This window comes from Autumnicola patrickiae (assembly GCF_031846525.1).
GTDB lineage: Bacteria > Bacteroidota > Bacteroidia > Flavobacteriales > Flavobacteriaceae > Autumnicola > Autumnicola patrickiae.
The window spans coordinates 1-20,745 of the sequence record NZ_JAVRHM010000031.1; the positions used below are offsets into that span (position 1 = coordinate 1).

The window sequence follows — 20,745 nt, forward strand, 5'->3', positions numbered from 1 at the left end:
TACGTTGAAAAATAAAAACCGTCTCATTTAATAAATGAGACGGTTTCTTTCTATCGTAAAAACTAATTTATTTCTTAATCTCTTCCCATATAAATACTCAGGAAGTATAGAAGGGTAGCCAGAGAACCAACCGCAGCAACCACATAAGTTCTTGCAGCCCATTTAAGTGAATCTTCTGCTGCATCGTGTTCCTGAGGACTTAACATATTTTCGTTTTCCAGCCATACAAGTGCCCTCTTACTGGCATCATACTCTACAGGTAATGTAACAAAGCTAAATAATGTTCCCATACCAAACATAATGATACCAATAAATAGAATAGTACTTCCCAGCGCAGTGGTAGCCATAAGCATTAATCCACCAAAGATCACCCATTGCGAAAACCTGGATGCAATGCTCACCACCGGCACTAACTGACTTCTCATTTTAAGCCAGCCATAGGCATTGGCATGTTGCACAGCGTGACCACATTCGTGAGCCGCAACTGCAGCAGCTGCCGCGTTACGTTGTGTATATACACCCTCACTTAAATTAATTGTTTTCTTTGCCGGGTTATAATGGTCTGTTAACATTCCCGGAGTTGAAATTACCTTTACATCATGAATACCATTATCATGTAACATCCTTTCGGCAATTTCTTTTCCGCTCATCCCATTTTGCAGATGAACCTTTGAGTATTTTTTAAATTTACTCTTCAATTTATTGCTCACATACATGCTCACAATAAATATTAAACCAGCAATTATATAATATCCAAACATCGTTTTTATGATTTTTAAATCCAATCAAAGATAGCAAAAACCCGGCCAATACATACGGCAGCAGCCGCTATGTTACAAAGGGTCTATAAAGTCACTCAATTTCATATAAAATATTCTTCCGAAGCAAGATTCCTTTTATATATGTTATTTCTCAAACTAAGATATTATCTATATTTGCACGAATATTTATATCTTTCACTATGCAATACAATAGAATACTTCTAAAATTATCTGGAGAAGCTTTAATGGGAGAACGCCAATATGGCATAGATCCTAAAAGGCTGGCAGAATATGCCGAAGAAATTAAATCGGTTACTGAAAAAGGAATAGAAGTAGCAATTGTAATTGGTGGAGGAAATATTTTTAGAGGTGTTGCCGGCGCCAGTAAAGGAATGGACCGTGTACAGGGCGACCACATGGGTATGCTTGCAACGGTTATAAACGGCTTGGCGCTTCAAAGTGCACTGGAAGATGCAGGAATCCAGACCAGGTTACAATCTGCCATAAAGATTAATGAAGTCGCAGAGCCTTTTATCCGAAGGAAAGCCATCAGGCATCTGGAAAAAGGAAGAGTGGTTATTTTTGGCGGGGGAACCGGAAATCCTTATTTCACTACAGATTCTGCAGCAGTTTTACGAGCTATAGAAATTCATGCTGATATTATTCTGAAAGGAACAAGGGTTGACGGTATATATACTGCAGATCCTGAAAAGGATAAAAAAGCTACCAAATTCGATTTTATTTCTTTTGAAGATGTCATTAAAAAAGGATTAAAAGTAATGGATACCACTGCCTTTACTCTTAGTCATGAAAACGAACTACCTATAATTGTGTTCGACATGAACACACCCGGAAATTTAATTAGAGTAGCTACCGGCGAACAAATAGGCACTAAAGTTAATATATAAATTACCTGAAAGATAAAAGTTTACTAAAATGGAAGACGAACTCGATTTTATTATAGATAGTACTAAAGAAGCAATGGACAACGCCATTGAGCACCTTAAAAAGCAGTTACTAAATATTCGTGCAGGTAAAGCAAATCCCGCAATGCTGGGAGGTGTGCTTGTAGAATATTACGGTGCAAAAACCCCTCTAAACCAGGTAGCAAACGTTTCTACACCAGATGCGCGTACTATTTCTGTTCAGCCTTTTGAAAAGAAACTTATCCCGGAAATTGAAAAAGGAATCATGCAGGCCAATCTTGGTTTTAATCCTATGAACAACGGGGAAAGTGTGATTATAAACGTACCGCCTTTAACCGAGGAGCGCCGTACACAACTTGTAAAACAAGCTAAAGCCGAAGCCGAAGATGCTAAGATTGGAGTGAGAAACGACAGGAAATCTGCAAACAACGACCTTAAAAAATTAGATATTTCTGAAGATTTACGTAAAAGTGCTGAAGCAGATGTACAGACTTTAACTGACGAGCACATCGAAAAAATCGACTCAATTTTAGTAGTAAAAGAAAAAGAAATTATGACTATCTAGTGATCATAATCACTCATTATCGATAATTGCCAAATTTAGCCTACCTCTTTGGGAGCCTTAATTTGGCAATTTTTATTTTAACAGCTACTGAAGATTTATACTATCTTCCGATTAAAAATCTCTTCATGCAAAAGTTTCTGCTTTTTCTCCTGTTTTCGTTCTCTTTTGCCAGCATAATGGCGCAAAATGAGATTTCAGGACGAATAATTAGTGCAGAAAACGGCGAACCTCTCCCCTACGCCACTATAAATTATGGAGAAGAAGGCCAAATGATGACAAACATCGATGGTTCTTTTGAAATAACTTATGAAGAGGATCAAATTCAGCTAAAAATATCCTATGTGGGTTTCTATAACAAGAATGTGGATATTTCAGGTGAGATGGAATACGTTGTGGTGAAGCTGCAACCTTCAATAACCAGCCTTGACGCGGTAATGATTTCTTCCGAAGAAAACCCGGCAAATGCTATTATTAAAAAGGCAATTGCAGCCAAAGAAAAGAACGATCCCGAGCGGGCACTTGAAGCTTTTCAGCATAAAACCTACACCAAATTTCTTATCGACAACCAGTCTGATGCAGTAAACCTGGACACCGACACTACAAATATTGAAATTGAAACCATTATTAACACCGCCAGGGCTTATCTTTCAGAAAAAATATCAAAAACAGATTTTCAAAGTAAAAAAGGAAGGACAGAGACAGTCCTGGGCCTGAAAACTGCAGGATTTAAGGAACCGGTTTACGAAATGCTTTCGCTGGAAGCCAACCCTTATTCATTATATAAAAAAGACTATCAACTTTTTCAAACAGATTATGCAGGACCTCTTGCAGATAAAGCCCTAAGAAATTATACTTACAAAATTATTGACACCACCACTGAAGACAGACCTGCCTACGTAATTTATTTTGCGCCAAAACGTGAAAAAAAGGTTGCTGGTCTGGAAGGGATTCTATATTTGGATACCGCCAGTTATGCGATACAGCGCGCAAAAGCACAATTATTGGGTGCTATTAAACTGGAGGTCAATCATTATTACCATTATTACGAAGAAGCTGATATCTGGTTTCCGGAAAGGCAAACGACAGAGATAGAACCCGGTACAGGAACTAAAGACATTTCAGTTTTTGGCGGGGGGATTTCTGTTGGAACACTCCAGAGGAGCGACAATATTATTAACAGGGTTCTTGGCTCCGGAAAAGTGAGTCCGGACGCTATCCTCTCTTCCACTTCTTCAAATTATGATGTTGTTTTTGATAGTCCTGAAGATCTAAAACAGCATCCTGCAAGTATAGAAGTACCTAACGGGGTTAATGAACAGCCCGAAACATTCTGGAAAGCCAACCGGCAGGAACCCTACACCTATCGGGATGAAAATGCCGCTCAATATGTAGATAGCATCATAAAAGCTGATAATATTGAGCGCCGTATTGAGGTAAAACAGGCCCTTGGAAATGGCAACTATCCCTTAGGTTTCTGGAATTTTGACATCGGTAATTTTTATAGATCTAATGGCCATGAAGGCTGGCGGCTGGGAGTGGGAGGCAGGACAAACGACAGGTTTTCAGAACATTTTAACCTTCACGGGTACGGTGCTTACGGTTTAAGGGACAAAGAATTTAAATATAATATTGGGACACAAATTTACCTTAACAAATCTTCAGGAACCAATTTAAATATCGATTATACAGATGATATCCTGGAGTTTGGTGAATTTCAATATCGCAAAAGAGTGGATTTATTCTCGCTTTTCAGACCCCGATTTGGAAATATTGCCTCTTATTTTAACCATAGAACCTTAAGTACGGGACTGGAGCATAGATTTAATGCTTACACCACTTCAGAATTACAATTGAGCAATAGCCGTATTTCAATGAACGGGAGCTTTGACTACACCTATTTGCATAACGGACAACTTTATTCTGAATATGATGTTACCGAAATTACTTTTTCCATTTTATGGCGACCTTTTAGCAGATTTCTACATACTCCTGAAGAAAATGTAATGCTGGAAAGAGGTTTTCCACGATTCACCGCCCAAATTTCACAGGCTGTAGAAGGAATTGCAGGTGGCGATTTTAGTTTTACAAGAGCAGGTTTTATGGTAGAGCATGAAATAAGCCAGCTTGACCAGTCCAGGACAGAATTTATTTTTGAAGCTAATTACGCTTTTGGTGATCTTCCGCTTACGCACGTTTTCCACGCTTCCCCCAATAACGTAAATGAACCGAGGATCCTCAATAGATTTTCTGTTGCCGGGCGCACTGCTTTTGAAACCATGTATTTTAACGAATTCTTCAGCGACAAACAGGCAATGTTTCACATAAGGCATCAACTAAGACCTTTCTACATCACTCGCGGTTTTAAACCAGCACTGGTATTGTTTTCGAGGTATGCCATTGGAGATTTTAAAGAAAAAGACAAACATCCTTATGCAGAATTTAATACGCTGAAGCACGGCTATTCTGAAGCCGGCGTGGAACTTAACAATCTTCTCTTTGGGTTTGGATTGAGTGCGGCGTATAGATTTGGTGCGTATCACCTTCCGGAATTCAGGGAAAATTTTTCCTTTAAATTTACTTTCCAGTTACCGCTTTAAACGTGCACTTTACTCCCTTAAAACTGAGGAATTAACTAAGGTTTTTCTAACTTTGCCGTCCTTTAAAAATTTACCATGTCTAAATTATTCAGCTTTGGTTTCTGGAATTCCGTGGCACGGCTTATTCTACGAAACAGGCTCATTATAATTTTTATTATACTCGCGATTACCGTCGCACTGGCCACACAGTGGAAGAATATGCGCTTTTCTTATACTGAAGCCAATCTGCTGCCAGACGATCACCCTATAAATCAGGTTTATAACGACTTTCTCGAAAAATTTGGGGAAGAGGGCAATTTAATTGTAATTGCCGTTAAAGATTCTACGCTATTTACTCCAGAAAAATTTCAGGCGTGGACAAAATTAAACGACAGTCTTCAAACTTTTCCTGAAGTGGATTATGTACTCTCACTAGGGAACCTTCAAACACTAGAAAAATTTAATGACCCTAACAGGTTCGAGATGGTTCCTTTTATTGAAGAGGAAAAACCTAACGAGGAACAGCTGCAGGAATATGAGGATGAATTATTTAACCGGCTTCCGTTTTATGAAAATCTGGTTTATAGTGCAAACTCCAATACAGTTCAATCTGCACTTTATATCAACAGGGACATCGTAAATTCTGAAGACCGGAAAACTTTTGTTCTTGAAGAACTCACCCCACTACTGGAAAAATTTGACGAAGAATACAATCTGGACATAAGGGTTTCGGGAATGCCTTATATAAGAACGCTTAATTCTCAGAATATCATTGATGAAATAAGCATGTTCCTGCTGGCCGCGCTACTGGTCACCTCTCTGATTTTCTTTTTCTTCTTCCGCTCTATTAGGGCTACCGTAATCTCCATGATCACAGTTTGTATTGGAGTAATGTGGGCGTTTGGAGTAATTGGTCTGCTTCATTATGAAATCACCATCCTCACAGCGATTATACCGCCATTAATCATTGTTATTGGAATTCCGAACTGTATTTTCCTGATTAACAAATATCAGCAGGAAATTAAAAAGCACGGAAATCAGGCGAAATCCCTGCAGCGGGTGATTACAAAAGTGGGAAACGCTACTCTATTAACTAATGTTACCACAGCTTCAGGATTTGCGACTTTCATTTTAACCGACAGTACCTTGCTACGCGAATTTGGTGTTGTAGCTTCGATTAACATTCTAGCACTTTTCCTTCTCTGCCTGCTGGTGATCCCGATTATTTACAGTTACATGTCTTTGCCAAAAGAAAAACACCTTAAGCACCTTAACAAGCGCTGGATTGGCGGCTTTGTAGGTTGGATGGAAAACATGGTAAGACACCGCAGGATCACCATTTACATCGTATCTATAGTACTTCTTACCGCCAGTATTGTTGGCATTTACAACATAAAAATTTCCGGAAGTTTACTGGAAGACATGCCCCAGGAAGCCGAATTTTTTCAGGATATTAAATTTTTTGAAGAAGAGTTTGACGGAATAATGCCTTTGGAAATTTATATCGATACGCAGCGACAACAGGGCGTGATGAAACTTTCCACTTTAAAAAGAATGGAAAACCTTGAAAGTATTATTGCTGAAGTTCCTGAACTTTCGCAACCGCTTTCTGTAGTCCGTTTGGTAAAGTATTCAAAGCAAGCTTATTATAACGGCAATCCAAAATATTACCAGTTGCCATCTTCCCAGGAGCAAAACTTTATCATGCCTTATGCGAAGGGAATGTCTTCTACAGATAATTTATTGAGTTCGTATGTAGATTCCACAGGGCAATATGCACGTATTACCACTTTTATGAAAGACATTGGTACCGAGGAAATGGAAGAAATTGAAGAAGACCTCTGGCCGCAGATCCATAAATTATTTCCGGAAGACCGTTACAATGTTTCCCTTACCGGAAAAGCGCTAATCTTCCAGAAAGGAACGAATTACCTGGTAAAAAACCTGATCCTTTCGCTTTCACTTGCAATTTTCCTAATTGCACTTCTAATGGCCTGGATGTTTAGATCCTTCCGGATGATTCTTATTTCATTAGTTCCAAATCTTCTGCCGTTGTTGGTTACAGCAGGAATGATGGGCTTTCTCGGAGTTCCTATAAAACCTTCAACAATATTGGTTTTTAGTATCGCGTTTGGGATTTCTGTAGATGATACGATACACTTCCTCGCTAAATACCGGCAGGAACTAAAGGCCAATAATTGGAAAATTAAGAGGTCGGTTTATGCAGCGTTAAAAGAAACCGGTGTAAGTATGTTCTACACATCTATCGTGCTGTTCTTTGGTTTTTCAGTATTTATGATCAGTAGTTTTGGTGGCACTGTGGCTCTAGGAGGACTGGTATCGGCCACTTTATTGTTCGCTATGCTGGCAAACCTGCTCCTGCTTCCGTCTTTGCTGCTTTCTTTGGAAAGAAGCATCGCCAACAAAGAAATCATGAAAGAACCGGCAATAAAAATTATTGAAAGTTCTGAAGATGATGAGGAAATTACGCGCGAGGAGAATAACAACAAATATTAAAAATCAAAGCTTTGCAGGCACCAACGGAAAAATTATCTTTGTTTCTATCTAAATCTAACTAAATGACACAGGCAAAAGTTGCTGAATTACTGGACAGCAATCAGTTTTTACAGGAATTTCAGGTAAAGGGATGGGTACGCTCCTTTAGAAGTAATCGCTTTATTGCGCTAAACGATGGCTCGACCATTAACAACCTGCAGTGCGTTATAGATTTTGAAAATACCGATGAGGAAATTCTGAAAAGAATAACTATAGGTGCTGCCATTGGGGTAAAAGGTACTTTAAAAGAAAGCGCCGGAAGCCAGCAACGGGTAGAAATTGAAGTGAACGAAGTTGAAATCTACGGAGACGCAAATCCCGAAGAAGTAAAACTTACTATACTTTCACCAAAACGCCACAGCCTTGAAAAGCTACGTGAACAGGCGCATTTGAGAGTGCGCACCAATACTTTTGGTGCGGTTATGAGAGTGCGATCAAAACTGTCTTTTGCGGTACACAGCTATTTTCAGAATAACAACTTTCATTACGTAAATACGCCAATTATTACAGGAAGTGATGCTGAAGGTGCCGGTGAAATGTTTAAAGTCACCAATTTTGATCTTGAGAATCCGCCGAAAAATGAGGATGGTTCCATTGATTATAAAAAAGATTTTTTCGGAAAAGAAACCAATTTAACGGTTTCCGGACAGTTAGAAGGGGAAACATTCGCAATGGGCTTGGGTCAGATTTACACCTTCGGACCTACTTTTAGGGCTGAAAATTCCAACACTTCCCGCCATCTCGCCGAGTTCTGGATGATAGAACCCGAAGTTGCTTTTTGCGACCTGGATGGAAATATGGATCTTGCTGAAGATTTTATTAAATACGTATTAAATTACGTTCTTGAACATTGTAAGGACGATCTCGAATTTTTGGATCAGCGACTTTCCAATGAAGACAAGGCTAAACCAAAAGCAGAGCGCAGCGAAATGAGCTTGCTGGAGAAACTTCATTTTGTGATCGATAATAACTTCAAAAGAGTCAGCTACACTGAAGCTATTGATATTTTGAAAGATTCCAAGCCCAACAAAAAGAAGAAATTTAACTATATTATTGAAGAATGGGGCGCCGACTTACAAAGTGAGCATGAGCGTTTTCTTGTAGAGAAACATTTCAAATCTCCTGTAATCTTGTTTGATTATCCGGCTGATATTAAAGCGTTTTATATGCGTTTAAATGAAGATGGGAAAACAGTGAGGGCAATGGACATCCTTTTCCCCGGAATTGGCGAAATTGTGGGTGGTTCCCAACGGGAAGAACGTTTGGATGTACTTCAGGAGAAAATGAAGGCCTTGGATATAGACGAAAAAGAACTTTGGTGGTACCTCGATACCCGTAGATTCGGTACCTGCGTACATAGCGGATTTGGATTAGGTTTTGAACGACTGGTATTATTCGTGACAGGAATGAGCAACATACGCGATGTAATTCCATTCCCGAGAACACCACAAAATGCGGAGTTCTAAACTTCATTTTTTGAAGAAGTAATATAGCCTCACAGTTTCCGAAATTTGTGAGGCTTGCTTTTTAAGGATTAATATTTTTATCTTGATCTTATTTAAATATCACCAGATGATGATTAAAAAAATCAAATCATTAAATTTTCTGGAAGTTATCGGATTATTATTCGCCGTGTATGTAATAATCCGCTTTGTTGTTTTCCCTGTAAATGCAGCGCTGGATGGCTGGAACAATCCATTTTAAGCCATAGAACCTGAATCATAATAAAACCTGAAAGGTTTTTAAAACCTGTCAGGTTTGTTTTTAGGGATTATCCCCTACAACATACCAATGAAAATCATAGAAACACACATAGTTCCTGCAATCGATGAAAAAATCAGGTTACAGGAATATGCTGTTTTAATTTTTGAAACCATTCCATCCCGAAGCGGAATTAAAAAAGCTATAAAACGAAAAGAAATTCTGCTGGATGGCCAACCCGCAAACACTTCTGATTGGATATCCGAGGGACAGAAGATCGAATTATTACAGGCCGATAATTGCCAAAAAAAAACCTTCACTTTAAAACTGCAAGTTTTATATGAAGATGAAGATTTGGCAATTATCGACAAACCTTCAGGAGTTCCCACCAGCGGCAATTACTTTAAGACTGTAGAGAATGCGCTGCCCTTTAATTTGCAAATTTCAGATAAAATTACTGCTCTTCCTGCTCCGTTACCTGCCCACAGACTCGATAATCCCACCAGCGGACTCCTTATTTGTGCTAAAACAAGGCCAGCCTTAACGGAAATCCAGAAAATGTTTCGGGAAAAGGAAATTGAAAAGACGTACTTGGCAATCACTACAGGACATGCCCCTAAAATGGCAATTTTCGATACAGAGATAGAAGGTAAACCAGCGGTGACCCATATTGAGACCCTGCAATACTTCAGAATTGGCAATTTGGAGTACTCGCTTCTAAGAGTGTTTCCCGAAACGGGAAGAACACATCAAATCAGGATTCATTTGTCTGAAAATGGCTTTCCGATTATAGGGGATAATCAATATGGAGGAGAAATTCAGCATAAATTCAGAGGACTGTATTTAGCGGCAACCGGCGTAAAATTTCGACATCCAATTAATGGGGAAAAGCTAACTTTTGAACTTCCGCTTCCGAAGAAATTCTTAAAAATAAAGGGTTTAGCGAAGTCTCCTTAACAAAAATTTACCACAAACATGTACTGTGCCAAAGCAAGTATAGCTTTGTTTTTCTTATTTTTGTACAAAGCCAAAGGAACTTTATGCTTAAGCAACAATTAAATTTTAAATTATCTCAAAAACTGTCTCCACAACAGATCCAGTTGATGAAACTGATTCAATTGCCCACCCAGGCCTTTGAACAGCGTCTAAAACAGGAAATCGAGGAAAATCCGGCTCTCGAAGATGGCAGAGAAGAATCGGCAGATGAGTTTGAGGATAATTTTTCTAATGAAAATGATACTGAAGATGACAATTATGACGAAGCATTGGAAGATTTTAATGTTGATGAATATTTAAGTGATGACGAAGTACCAAGTTACCGGCTAAACGCCAACAATTACAGTGCAGACGATGAGGATAAGCAAGTGCCTTATGCGTCGGGAACTTCTTTTACACAACATTTAAAAACACAGTTAAGCACCTTCAGGTTTAATGACACCGAACATGAAATCGCAGAATTTCTTGTGGGAAGTGTGGATGAAAGCGGTTATATACGCAGGTCTATTCAGGATATTGTAGATGATCTTGCCTTTACCCAGAATGTTTATACAGATGAGGAGACTGTAGAAAAAGTACTGCTACGTGTACAAAGGCTGGATCCTGCGGGAGTTGGTGCGAGATCTTTACAGGAATGTCTTCTTATTCAGCTTAAGAGAAAAGAAAGTACAGAGGCAGTTTCTCTTGCTTACGACCTTCTCGAACAGTCATTCGATCACTTCAGTAAGAAGCACTATTCAAAATTACTATCCAAACACGATATTTCTGAAGATCAACTGCGGGATGCCATAGAGGTTATCGAGCATTTGAATCCTAAACCCGGCGGCGCTTTTTCAGGAAATACAAGAATGGCAGAACACGTTATTCCAGATTTTACGATTAAAATTGTGGATGGGGAACTAGAGCTAAGTCTTAACGGAAGAAATGCGCCAGAGATGCACGTTTCCCGGGATTATAGCGATATGCTAAAAGGCTACAAAGAATCAAAGAAAAAAACCAGGGAGCAGAAAGATGCCGTAATGTTTATTAAGCAGAAACTGGACGCTGCCAAGTGGTTTATAGAGGCGATTAAGCAACGGCAACAGACGTTAATGGTAACGATGAGTTCTATTATGAATTATCAGAAAGAATTCTTTCTTACCGGCGATGAACGTAATCTTAGACCAATGATCTTAAAAGACATTGCCGATGAGATTGAAATGGATGTTTCTACTGTTTCCCGGGTGGCTAACAGCAAGTATGTGGATACTCCTTACGGTACAAAACTGATAAAGGAATTCTTTTCGGAATCTATGAAAAATGACCAGGGTGAAGATGTTTCCACAAGGGAAATCAAGAAAATCCTGGAAATGTCCATAGAGGAAGAAGATAAAAAAAGGCCGCTTACAGATGAAAAACTGGCAAAAGTTCTTAAAGAAAAAGGCTATCCAATAGCGCGCCGAACAGTAGCAAAATACCGCGAGCAGCTGGATATTCCCGTAGCCAGATTACGTAAAGAAATTTAATGAGACTGCTCCTTAAAAGTGCTTCCTATATCTTTCACCCCCTTTGGATGCCATTTGCAGGAAGCCTCCTCTACTTTATACTCACCCCGAGGTTCTTTCCTATGGAGCTGATTAAAGTTAAATTGATGGCTATAGCCATCATAACTTTATTTATTCCTATTGTATTCTATTTTCTCCTTAAGAATCTGGGTAAGGCAAGTTCTCTCTTTCTAAGCGATGTAAATGAAAGGAAATGGCCGCTGTTCTTTTTTATCCTGCTTAACCTGATGATTCTTCTTCAGGTGCTGAATTCTTATAATTATCCCGCTCTATACTTTTACTTTATAGGTATTCTTCTCTCTACGATGACCTGTTTTATAATGACAATTTTCGGTATAAAAGTCAGTTTACATCTTGTAGGACTGTCAGGCTTAACAATGTTTATTGTGGCACTTGGGGTTCATTTTCACATAAATCTTATTTATACTATAGCGTTCCTATTTACCGCCCTGGGGCTCACGGCATCTTCCCGGCTTCTTTACAGAGCACATACTGTTGTGGAACTAATCCTGGGATTTTTTATAGGATTTATACCACAACTAATAATGGTAAATTATTGGTTATAAAATATAGAACATGAGTCCCATTTTAAGTGTAGAAAGCTCCACTTCCTCATTCTGGATATAAGCGTCACTAAAAAATGAGTTCAGGTTGTAGTAAAAATGAAAATTGAAAGTGTTGTAGCCAAAAGTAAAGGTTGCACCCAACCGAAACCTATCAAATTCGGGTACGTCTGTCTGCACTACCCGGTTCGCTTCCTGAACAAAATTTGATTTTAAGTGATAGACGTAACCCAACCTTAATCCGGTGTAAATCCTCCAAAATTTATAATTGGTGGCGGTAGAAGTTCTCCACCTAAACTCTATTGGTGCTTCTACAAGCTGGGTAGTAAACCGATTTGTATCGTAGGAAATATTGTCGCCAAGACTTCTGAAAATCGACTCTCCACTTTGGCTTTCGCCAATAAAAAGATTATGTCCATAGCTATTTAATGACCATCCCAAACCAATACCAAGAGCAATATTTCTACGTTCATTTAGAGGAAAATCCCTTATGGCCCCAAGGTAAACACCACCAGAAAACCCAGATTGCGAAATCGACTCTGAGGTGTTAGTGAGTAGATTAAAGCTAAAGCCAAAATAGAACTGGTCTTCCCTGTACAAACTATCTGTTACTGTAGGAATGGTATCTCCAATACTGATAAAAAGGTGCTCTTCTTCCTGAGAAAAAGATTTCTCGCATAGTAAAAGAAAAAAAAAGAAGAATAAAAATTTGATTTTCATCAGAATGAAAAAAGAATTTAAGTCTAAATATAAAAAAACATCCTGTTCAAAAGCCTGAACAGGATGTTTTAAAATATGTTATTATACAAATTAACTACAGATTCTGAGTTGCGTCTCCCGGAATTACAGTATAATTAATTTTAAGGGCTTCTGCTTTTCGTAGTTCTTGTTTAATATCTGAGACAAGACCCATGTTTGTTTCTTCATCAACTTTAAGAGCTGTGGTCAAATATGGAACTAATTCTTCCCTTTTGGATTCCCTCTCCTGAAAAATAAATTGCTGAACTTCTGAAACATCCGCAAATTTATCGTTTAACTGAATACGGGCTTCGCTCCCAAATTGTTGTTGATACCGTTGACTAGGTTTCCCTGCATAGATATACATGATAAGATCCTTTTTATCCAGCTTTTCCACCTGGTCTGCAAATGGTAATTTATTTTGCACCATCAAAGTATTTTGACGCATTACCGTAGCAACCATGAAGAAGAAAAGTAGCATAAAAACAATATCCGGTAAAGAAGCAGTATTCACCGCTGGTAATTCCCCACCTTTTTTCTTCTTAAATTTAGACATATTAGTAAATTTAAATTTTTAATTCAAAAAGCTAATTAGCTCTTCTTTGGTTCGGCTTCGGACAATTTCTGCGGGATCATGTTTTTAATAACTTCAATCCTTTCCTTTAACTGTTCTTTGTCTCCGTTATACCTTGGATCGGAATAAGCCGCTTCCATTTCATTAAAGCTAACATTATAAATACGCTGAGCTTCTCTGTTTCTTAGGAAATTATACGCTGCCACTAATTCATTCTGAACAGCAATGTATGTTCCATACTCCGTACCACGGTTATTCTGCAAGGAAATAACAGCTTTTTGAGGATTTACAGAAAGTTCAGGATCTGCAGGGCCCTGACAAAAATCACAAGCCTCATCTCCAGTTCCTCCTCCATTGTCCAGGAAGTTTATTGCCGCCTGGCGCAATTCACCTATTTGCATGCTTTCGTCTTCTACAAGTAATTCGTTATTACTGTTAACTATTACTTCAAAAACATTACGCATTTTTAAGATAGGCGGTTCTACATCTTCATCCTGCCATGGCGGAAGCTTCCTGCTAATACCCTTATCTGTCTCAATGGTTGTAGTAACCAGGAAAAAGATCAAGAGCAGGAAAGCAATATCTGCCATGGAACCTGCATTAACTTCTGGTGATGCTCTTCTAGCCATAATTTATTTTATTAATTTTCTCACTCCTGAGATTACCATTGCCCCCACTGCAATTGCCGCGAGTATATAGAAAGTAACAAGACCTGCACCAACCCAATGCGATGCACTGGCTGATAAAATGTCCCCGTCTTTCAATACAATCTCGTTCCCATCAGTTACAAGATAAGCGATAATAACAATGACCGCGAAAGCCCCTATAGAAATGAGCGTGTTTTTAATATTCCCTCTAAACAGACCGGCAATTACAAAAATGATTACCAGTATTAACACTACTGCTAATACAAGGTATGCAACCCACATGAATGGATCCAGCAGGCTGGATTGAAGATCGGCCGATGCATCTATAGCGTCATCACCTGCCATAATGATCCTACCTAAAAGGATAAGGCCAATTACGCCGATGACCAGCGCCAAATATTTTAATATTTTATGTAAGGTCATAATTTAGTTTGGTCTTAAATTCTTTTTTTGTTTTTGTAATCTACCAACATATCAATTAATAAAATTGAAGCATCTTCCATATCATTAACGATACTGTCAATTTTAGCGATGATGTAGTTGTAGAAAATCTGAAGGATAATTGCAACGATCAAACCAAATACAGTTGTTAAAAGCGCTACTTTAATACCTCCGGCAACTAACGATGGCTGCATATCTCCGGCAGCTTCAATTCTATCGAATGCCTGGATCATCCCAATTACCGTTCCCATGAAACCAAGCATCGGTGCCAAAGCAATAAATAAAGAAACCCATGAAACGTTCTTCTCAAGCTGTCCCATTTGCACTCCTCCGTAGGCCACAACAGCTTTTTCAGCAGCTTCGATACTTTCATCTGCACGATCAAGACCCTGGTAATAAATAGATGCAACAGGACCTCTTGTGTTTCTACATACTTCTTTAGCAGCTTCTACACCACCACTATTTAAAGCATCCTCAACATCCTGTGCTAGTTTTTTGGTATTTGTTGTAGAAAGGTTCAAAAAGATAATCCTCTCAATCGCAATAGCCAGTCCGAGAATCAGACATAAAAGTACAATCCCCATAAATCCAGGACCACCTTCTATGAAACGTCTTTTTAATTCCTGATGAAAACCGGCGCTTTCTTCTTCACCTACCTCATCAGCAGCTGCAGCTTCTTCATCCTGCTGCACAAAAGTTACGGTAGCACCCGGCAATGTATTAACACTGTTTGCCGCATTAAGATTTACGGCTCCAAGTACCATAATCGCAGCGATTACCAAAATAGAAAATAATCTTTTCATTACTGTTTGTCTTAATTTAATTAGTTAAAGGGTAAATATAAAAATAATTTTTAAATAAAACACTTAGCAGAGAGGAAGGGATTCGAACCCTCGATACGCTTGTGGCGTATACACACTTTCCAGGCGTGCGCCTTCGACCACTCGGCCACCTCTCTATTCAAATGTCAAACGGTGCGGCAAATAACAAAAAAAAAAATACATCTTCAAGCATGCCGCGTTAATTTTTTAAGTCATTTCTCCTCTTAAAGATGTTTCAAATATAGTTTTAAATACATTCGTGGATAAATCTTTTGCCAATAAATACATCATTTTTCCAACAGCAGCTTCTGTTGTTATGTCTTTTCCTGAAATGACCCCAATTTTTTTAAGCTCTATACTGGTTTCATATCGACCCATAGTCACACTTCCTGCGATGCACTGCGTCACATTCACTATTTGAAGCCCCGAAGCAATCTTTTTCTTTAGAATATTTAAAAACCATGCTTCATTAGGGGCATTCCCGCTTCCAAAGGTTTCAAGAATAACCCCTTTCAGGCTTTTTTTCGAAAGTATATGCTCTACCGTACTTTCACTTATACCAGGAAACATTTTAAGTATGAGTATATTATCATCCAGTTTTTTATGAAGTTTGGTTTTTTGCTTAAGGCTAGACTTCCATAAAACACCGTCATTTACCGAAAGATAAACACCAGATTCGGCCAAAGGTGTATAATTGGGAGAAGCGAAAGCCTGAAAATGCTCAGCATTTATTTTAGTGGTACGGTTCCCACGGTAGAGTTTGTATTCAAAATATAAGCCGACTTCTGAAATTACAGGCTCTCCTTTTTTCTGAAGTCCCGCAATTTGTATACTGGTAATTAAGTTTTCCTTTGCATCGGTTCTTAAATCTCCAATGGGCAGTTGAGAACCGGTAAAAATTATTGGCTTATGAAGGTTTTCAAACATAAAGCTTAGAACAGAAGCTGTATAAGACATCGTATCGCTGCCATGAAGAATGACAAATCCGTCATATTTTTCATAATTTTCTTCTACAGTTTCCGCTATCTGAAGCCAGCCCCGGGGATTCATATTGGAAGAATCTACCGGCTCATTAAAGCTTAGGGTTTCGATTTCATGCTCCAGAAGTTTTAATTCCGGAATATTCTGCAGTAATTCGTCAAAGTTAAAGGCCTTCAGTGCTCCAGAATCATAATCTTTTATCATGCCAATGGTCCCTCCGGTATAAACCAACAGGATCTTAGCTCTTGTTTTCATACAAACTTTCCTTATTTACTACAGGATTTGCATACATAAGCAGATAGCTGTTTACTTCCAGAGCATTCTTTAAATCTACCCGGCGCATAAGTCTTCTTTCAAATTGCCTTTTTTCTTTATCTGAATATTTAGAACTGTACTTTTCCCTGTTGTTAAGCAAATCATAGGCAATAAAGTTTGCCGGCCATAACTTGTAATTTTCGTAGATTTTCTGATCAATCTTCTCTGCCACAACTTTTAATTGATCATTTATAGAAATTTCCTGTGCCTCAATTTCGGAAAAAATTTCATCTTCCATAACCCCACAGGCACTAATGTGTATTCTGCCTTTCTGTCCTAATGCCCCCTGCATAATGGAATTAAAATCTTCGTTAGCCGACTTTACGTAAGTTTCTTTCATCCTTTTTGCCATTATCTCTGGCATCTTAAGGATATCTGTAGGGTCAAATTCATAGGAAATAGCAACAGGAACCATCTTTATCTTCGAAAAATATTCGCAAAGACTTAAATCCCCCTTTGCCATGGCGAGCATCTTTAGAACCCCCTGCTGCGTATGGTCACTCCCGTCTTTGGTCCGGCCTTCCCGCTGCGCCATCCAAACCGACCGGCCATCCTGAAAAAGGAGCTTTTTTATATATTCTGAAAGTTTCAGGGAACTTTTCAACATTTCTCTGGGGCCAAGCCCTCTAAGAACAAGAAAATTTCGATTTAACGCAGACAGAGCCAGAAGAAAAGGTTTCTTTACAAGATTATCTCCTATTGCAGACGCCGTCATTACTAAATTATTCTCGTACAGGGTGTAATTGAGTAACGAGGTATCCAGAATGATATCCCGGTGGTTAGAAATATAAAAATAAGCCTGATCTTCTTTTAAACCTTCAAACCCACTATATGTAAGACCTTCTGTGCTTTTTTCCAGCACCATATCTACGGAATGATAAATAACCTTTGTCTGGAAATCCCTGATAGAACGACACTTTACCACCAGTTCCTCAATTTCAGAAAATTCTTTATCTGGGAAAGTAAACTGAAGCAAAGCTTTAACCATTGGATGCCTTACATATTGCCGTAAAGCCTCCTCCACTTCCTCATCTTTATAAAACCTTATGTCTTCAAAATCTTGCACAATTCTCATCTTAGCTTGCCCACCGGACAATTTATTAAACCAAACACCTCTTCAAAGCAGAATAAGCAAACAATTTAATGGCTTATAAAAGCAAATAAACAAAATATAACAGAAGAAAATATTAACGCCCAAAAATTACTTTTGAATTAGCCGTGGTTATTTCTGCAACTTCTTTATATTCAAGGTTATATATTTCAGCTATTTTTGCTGCTATTTTTTCAATAAATACAGGTTCATTCCTTTTTCCGCGGAAAGGCGCCGGAGCGAGGTACGGAGCATCTGTCTCCAAAACAATATCCTCAATGGAAATTTGATCCAAAAATTTATCAATTTTACCATTTTTAAAGGTTACCACACCTCCAATTCCCAACTTCATATTATAGGACAAAGCTTTGTGTGCCTGCTGTAACGTTCCTGTAAAGCAATGAAAAATTCCGAAGAGATTATCTGCTTTCTCACTCTCCAATACTTCAAAAACCTCATCAAAAGCATCACGGCAGTGAATAACAATGGGCAATTTATACTCCTTCGCCAACTTAATTTGTCTTCTAAAAGCCTGCTGCTGGATCGCCAATGTACTTTTATCCCAATGCAGATCTATTCCAATTTCACCAACAGCATAAAATGCTCTTTTTTTAAACTGTTCTTCCACATGAGCTAACTCCTCCTCAAAATCCTCCTTCACATGGGTAGGATGCAATCCCATCATTAAAAATATATTTTCTGGATAAGTCTCCTCCAGAACGTACATCGCCTGTGTATATTCTGAATCTATAGCCGGAATAAAAAATCTTTTAATACCTGCATCTATAGCTTTTGAAATCAATTTATCCCTGTCTTCATCAAAAGCTTCACTATATAAATGGGTATGGGTGTCTGTTAAAATCATAAATGCAAAAATAATTTATTTTGAAGACCTATCTTTGTGAAAAAAGAAAGAATGTCGACTTTAAAGAAATTACTTGAAAAGAAAGGATATCAGCGTATTAAATTTAAATACACCAAAACTAATCATATCGAAATTGTTGCAAAAATTAATAATATTGAAGGCAATTTTATTTTGGATACAGGAGCTTCCAGTACGTGCGTGGGAATGGAAGCAGTAAAGCATTTTGAATTAATTGCTGAAGATAGCGACGTTAAAGCTGCCGGGGCAGGAGCTACCGATATGCTAACGCAAATTGCCCAGAAAAACAGAATTGAAATCGAAGGTTGGAAAAAGAAAAAAGTAGACCTTGTGCTTTTTGATTTAAGACATGTAAATGAAGCCCTTGTAAATCACAAGGCAGAAAAGGTACATGGTATTATTGGGGCTGATATTCTAAAAAAAGGAAAGGCGGTAATAGATTACGGCAAAAAAGCACTTTATCTTAAATAGAAATTGCTCAAAAGGGGGAAATTTCCCCTTTTCACCTCATGATTTTAGATTTACCTTCACACTTCTTAATGGTAACCAAAAATTTGCTTTATCAAAAACAGGATTCTTTCACCGACCTTATTCACAATCTTATTGATTGCAATAGTTGCTGTGCTGTTTCTAAACCTTATTAATTTATTCTTATTATTTTAGTCTTGCCTAAAAAATAAAGAGGCCTCATCTTAAGATGAGGCCTCTTTTTACATATTTAAATAAATCTTATTAAAGTTCCAAAGCTCTTTTAACATCATTATCCATAAGTAATTCCTCGGGATTTTCCAGTGCTTCTTTTACCGCAACAAGGAAGCTCACAGATTCCTTTCCATCTATTATTCTGTGATCATAGGACAAGGCAACGAACATAATTGGACGTATTTCTACGTGCCCATCTATAGCAACAGGACGCTCCACAATATTGTGCATTCCCAGGATAGCACTTTGCGGCGGGTTAATGATTGGAGTAGAGAGCATAGAACCAAATACACCTCCATTCGTAATAGTAAATGTACCTCCGGTCATCTCGTCTACAGTGATGTTCCCGTCTCTAGCTTTTAAGGCAAGGCGTTTAACTTCAGCCTCCACTCCTCTGAAACTTAAATTCTCAGCATTTCTCATTACAGGAACCATTAGACCTTTAGGCCCGGAAACTGCAATACTAATATCTTTATAGTCAAAACTTACCTTATAATCCCCATCTATCATAGAGTTGACATCAGGAAAAAGATCCAGAGCACGCGTAACAGCAAGCGTAAAGAAGGACATAAATCCTAAGCTCACCCCATGCTTCTCTTTAAACTCTTCTTTATATTTTTTACGAAGAGCAAAAATTGGGGACATGTCTACTTCATTAAATGTAGTAAGCATGGCAGTTTCTGTTTTTGCAGCAACCAGTCTTTGCGCCACTTTACGTCGCAACATAGACATTTTCTTACGGGATTCCCCTCTTTTTCCAGTTCCCGGGGTTCCCATAGAAGCTTTTGCCTCTACAGCATCCTCTTTTGTTATCCTTCCATCCCTGCCGGAACCGTTAACCGACTTTGAGTCTATTCCTTTCTCATCTAAAATCTTTTTGGCCGCAGGAGAAGGGCTTCCGCTTGCATAGCTATCCTGCTTTTGAGATGGAGTACTTGATTTTGAAGGTTGCTCAGTTTTAGCTGCAGCCTTGTCAGAACCAGTTCCCTCCTTATCTAATTGTTTTTCACTTCCGGAGCTCGCTTCCTTGCTTTCCTTTTCCTGTTCTTTCGCCTCTTTATCTCCCCCTCCCGGTTTTTCGGCATCAGTATCAATAAGGCAAACAACCTCCCCAACAGCAACAGCGTCACCTTCTTCGGCTTTTAAAGTAATTATTCCACTGGCTTCTGCGGGAAGCTCCAGTGTGGCTTTATCACTATCTACTTCGGCTATTGCCTGATCTTTTTCTACATAATCTCCATCTTCCACTAACCATTGTGCTATTTCAACTTCGGTAATGGATTCTCCTGGAGAAGGAACTTTCATTTCTAAGGCCATGATCTTAATTTTTATTTTGATTTCTGCCGAAACAGAAATTTCTATTCG

The 20,745-nt window shown here is 38.5% G+C and carries 20 protein-coding genes and 1 tRNA gene; 10 read left to right on the forward strand and 11 right to left on the reverse strand.

What is annotated here, in order from left to right; genetic code table 11:
- Positions 1-74 precede the first annotated feature (74 nt).
- The gene (locus RM549_RS17810; protein ID WP_311687294.1) at positions 75-761 is read right to left on the reverse strand and encodes a zinc metallopeptidase; all 687 of its coding nucleotides are present in this window, start codon (positions 759-761) and stop codon (positions 75-77) included.
- 200 nt (positions 762-961) lie between these two features.
- Between RM549_RS17810 and pyrH the strand changes: the two genes are divergently transcribed.
- The 9 genes from pyrH (at position 962) to RM549_RS17855 (ending at position 12,191) form a co-directional block, all read left to right on the forward strand.
- Positions 962-1,669: a UMP kinase gene (gene pyrH / locus RM549_RS17815; protein ID WP_311687295.1), complete on the forward strand. Its 708-nt coding sequence runs from the start codon at positions 962-964 to the stop codon at positions 1,667-1,669.
- A 28-nt stretch (positions 1,670-1,697) separates the two neighbouring features.
- Positions 1,698-2,252 (forward strand): ribosome recycling factor, encoded by a 555-nt coding sequence (gene frr, locus RM549_RS17820; protein ID WP_311687297.1) that lies wholly within the window; start codon positions 1,698-1,700, stop codon positions 2,250-2,252.
- A 125-nt stretch (positions 2,253-2,377) separates the two neighbouring features.
- Positions 2,378-4,849: a DUF5686 family protein gene (locus RM549_RS17825; RefSeq protein ID WP_311687299.1), complete on the forward strand. Its 2,472-nt coding sequence runs from the start codon at positions 2,378-2,380 to the stop codon at positions 4,847-4,849.
- A 75-nt stretch (positions 4,850-4,924) separates the two neighbouring features.
- Entirely contained in the window at positions 4,925-7,345 is a 2,421-nt protein-coding gene (locus RM549_RS17830; protein ID WP_311687301.1) for an efflux RND transporter permease subunit, read from the forward strand.
- A gap of 62 nt (positions 7,346-7,407) precedes the next feature.
- On the forward strand, positions 7,408-8,850 hold the full coding sequence (gene asnS, locus RM549_RS17835; protein ID WP_311687303.1) for an asparagine--tRNA ligase: 1,443 nt from the start codon (positions 7,408-7,410) through the stop codon (positions 8,848-8,850).
- Between the two features lie 106 nt (positions 8,851-8,956).
- Positions 8,957-9,088, forward strand: coding sequence for a hypothetical protein (locus tag RM549_RS17840; RefSeq protein WP_311687305.1), 132 nt, complete (start codon positions 8,957-8,959; stop codon positions 9,086-9,088).
- 87 nt (positions 9,089-9,175) lie between these two features.
- Positions 9,176-10,042 carry an RluA family pseudouridine synthase gene (locus RM549_RS17845; RefSeq protein ID WP_311687307.1) on the forward strand — a complete coding sequence of 289 codons (867 nt, stop codon included), beginning with the start codon at positions 9,176-9,178 and terminating at the stop codon, positions 10,040-10,042.
- Between the two features lie 83 nt (positions 10,043-10,125).
- Positions 10,126-11,586, forward strand: a complete 1,461-nt coding sequence (gene rpoN, locus RM549_RS17850) for an RNA polymerase factor sigma-54 (protein ID WP_311687309.1) — start codon at positions 10,126-10,128, stop codon at positions 11,584-11,586.
- 125 nt (positions 11,587-11,711) lie between these two features.
- The gene (locus RM549_RS17855; RefSeq protein WP_311687311.1) at positions 11,712-12,191 is read left to right on the forward strand and encodes a hypothetical protein; all 480 of its coding nucleotides are present in this window, start codon (positions 11,712-11,714) and stop codon (positions 12,189-12,191) included.
- Here RM549_RS17855 and RM549_RS17860 read toward each other — a convergent pair.
- The 9 genes from RM549_RS17860 to RM549_RS17900 form a co-directional block, all read right to left on the reverse strand.
- Positions 12,186-12,908, reverse strand: a complete 723-nt coding sequence (locus tag RM549_RS17860) for a porin family protein (protein WP_311687313.1) — start codon at positions 12,906-12,908, stop codon at positions 12,186-12,188. The two genes, RM549_RS17855 and RM549_RS17860, sit on opposite strands and share 6 nt — an antisense overlap.
- Before the next feature lie 94 nt (positions 12,909-13,002).
- A complete protein-coding gene (locus RM549_RS17865; RefSeq protein WP_311482740.1) occupies positions 13,003-13,482 on the reverse strand; it encodes an ExbD/TolR family protein in 480 nt (159 codons plus the stop codon).
- A 35-nt stretch (positions 13,483-13,517) separates the two neighbouring features.
- Entirely contained in the window at positions 13,518-14,129 is a 612-nt protein-coding gene (locus tag RM549_RS17870; RefSeq protein WP_311687317.1) for an ExbD/TolR family protein, read from the reverse strand.
- A gap of 3 nt (positions 14,130-14,132) precedes the next feature.
- The gene (locus RM549_RS17875; protein ID WP_311687319.1) at positions 14,133-14,570 is read right to left on the reverse strand and encodes a hypothetical protein; all 438 of its coding nucleotides are present in this window, start codon (positions 14,568-14,570) and stop codon (positions 14,133-14,135) included.
- Positions 14,571-14,584: 14 nt separating this feature from the next.
- Positions 14,585-15,391, reverse strand: a complete 807-nt coding sequence (locus RM549_RS17880; protein WP_311687321.1) for a MotA/TolQ/ExbB proton channel family protein — start codon at positions 15,389-15,391, stop codon at positions 14,585-14,587.
- A 67-nt stretch (positions 15,392-15,458) separates the two neighbouring features.
- Positions 15,459-15,546, reverse strand: a tRNA-Ser gene (locus RM549_RS17885).
- A gap of 70 nt (positions 15,547-15,616) precedes the next feature.
- On the reverse strand, positions 15,617-16,645 hold the full coding sequence (locus RM549_RS17890) for an asparaginase (RefSeq protein ID WP_311687323.1): 1,029 nt from the start codon (positions 16,643-16,645) through the stop codon (positions 15,617-15,619).
- Positions 16,629-17,771 carry a 1-acyl-sn-glycerol-3-phosphate acyltransferase gene (locus tag RM549_RS17895; RefSeq protein ID WP_311687346.1) on the reverse strand — a complete coding sequence of 381 codons (1,143 nt, stop codon included), beginning with the start codon at positions 17,769-17,771 and terminating at the stop codon, positions 16,629-16,631. The genes RM549_RS17890 and RM549_RS17895 overlap by 17 nt, the downstream gene beginning before the upstream one ends.
- Before the next feature lie 121 nt (positions 17,772-17,892).
- Entirely contained in the window at positions 17,893-18,660 is a 768-nt protein-coding gene (locus RM549_RS17900) for a TatD family hydrolase (RefSeq protein ID WP_311687325.1), read from the reverse strand.
- 51 nt (positions 18,661-18,711) lie between these two features.
- Here RM549_RS17900 and RM549_RS17905 point away from each other — a divergent pair, with 51 nt between their 5' ends.
- Positions 18,712-19,149, forward strand: coding sequence for a retropepsin-like aspartic protease (locus tag RM549_RS17905; RefSeq protein ID WP_311687327.1), 438 nt, complete (start codon positions 18,712-18,714; stop codon positions 19,147-19,149).
- A 261-nt stretch (positions 19,150-19,410) separates the two neighbouring features.
- On the opposite strand, the gene odhB is transcribed toward RM549_RS17905, so the two are convergent.
- Positions 19,411-20,697 carry a 2-oxoglutarate dehydrogenase complex dihydrolipoyllysine-residue succinyltransferase gene (gene odhB / locus RM549_RS17910; RefSeq protein WP_311687329.1) on the reverse strand — a complete coding sequence of 429 codons (1,287 nt, stop codon included), beginning with the start codon at positions 20,695-20,697 and terminating at the stop codon, positions 19,411-19,413.
- Positions 20,698-20,745: the final 48 nt, after the last annotated feature.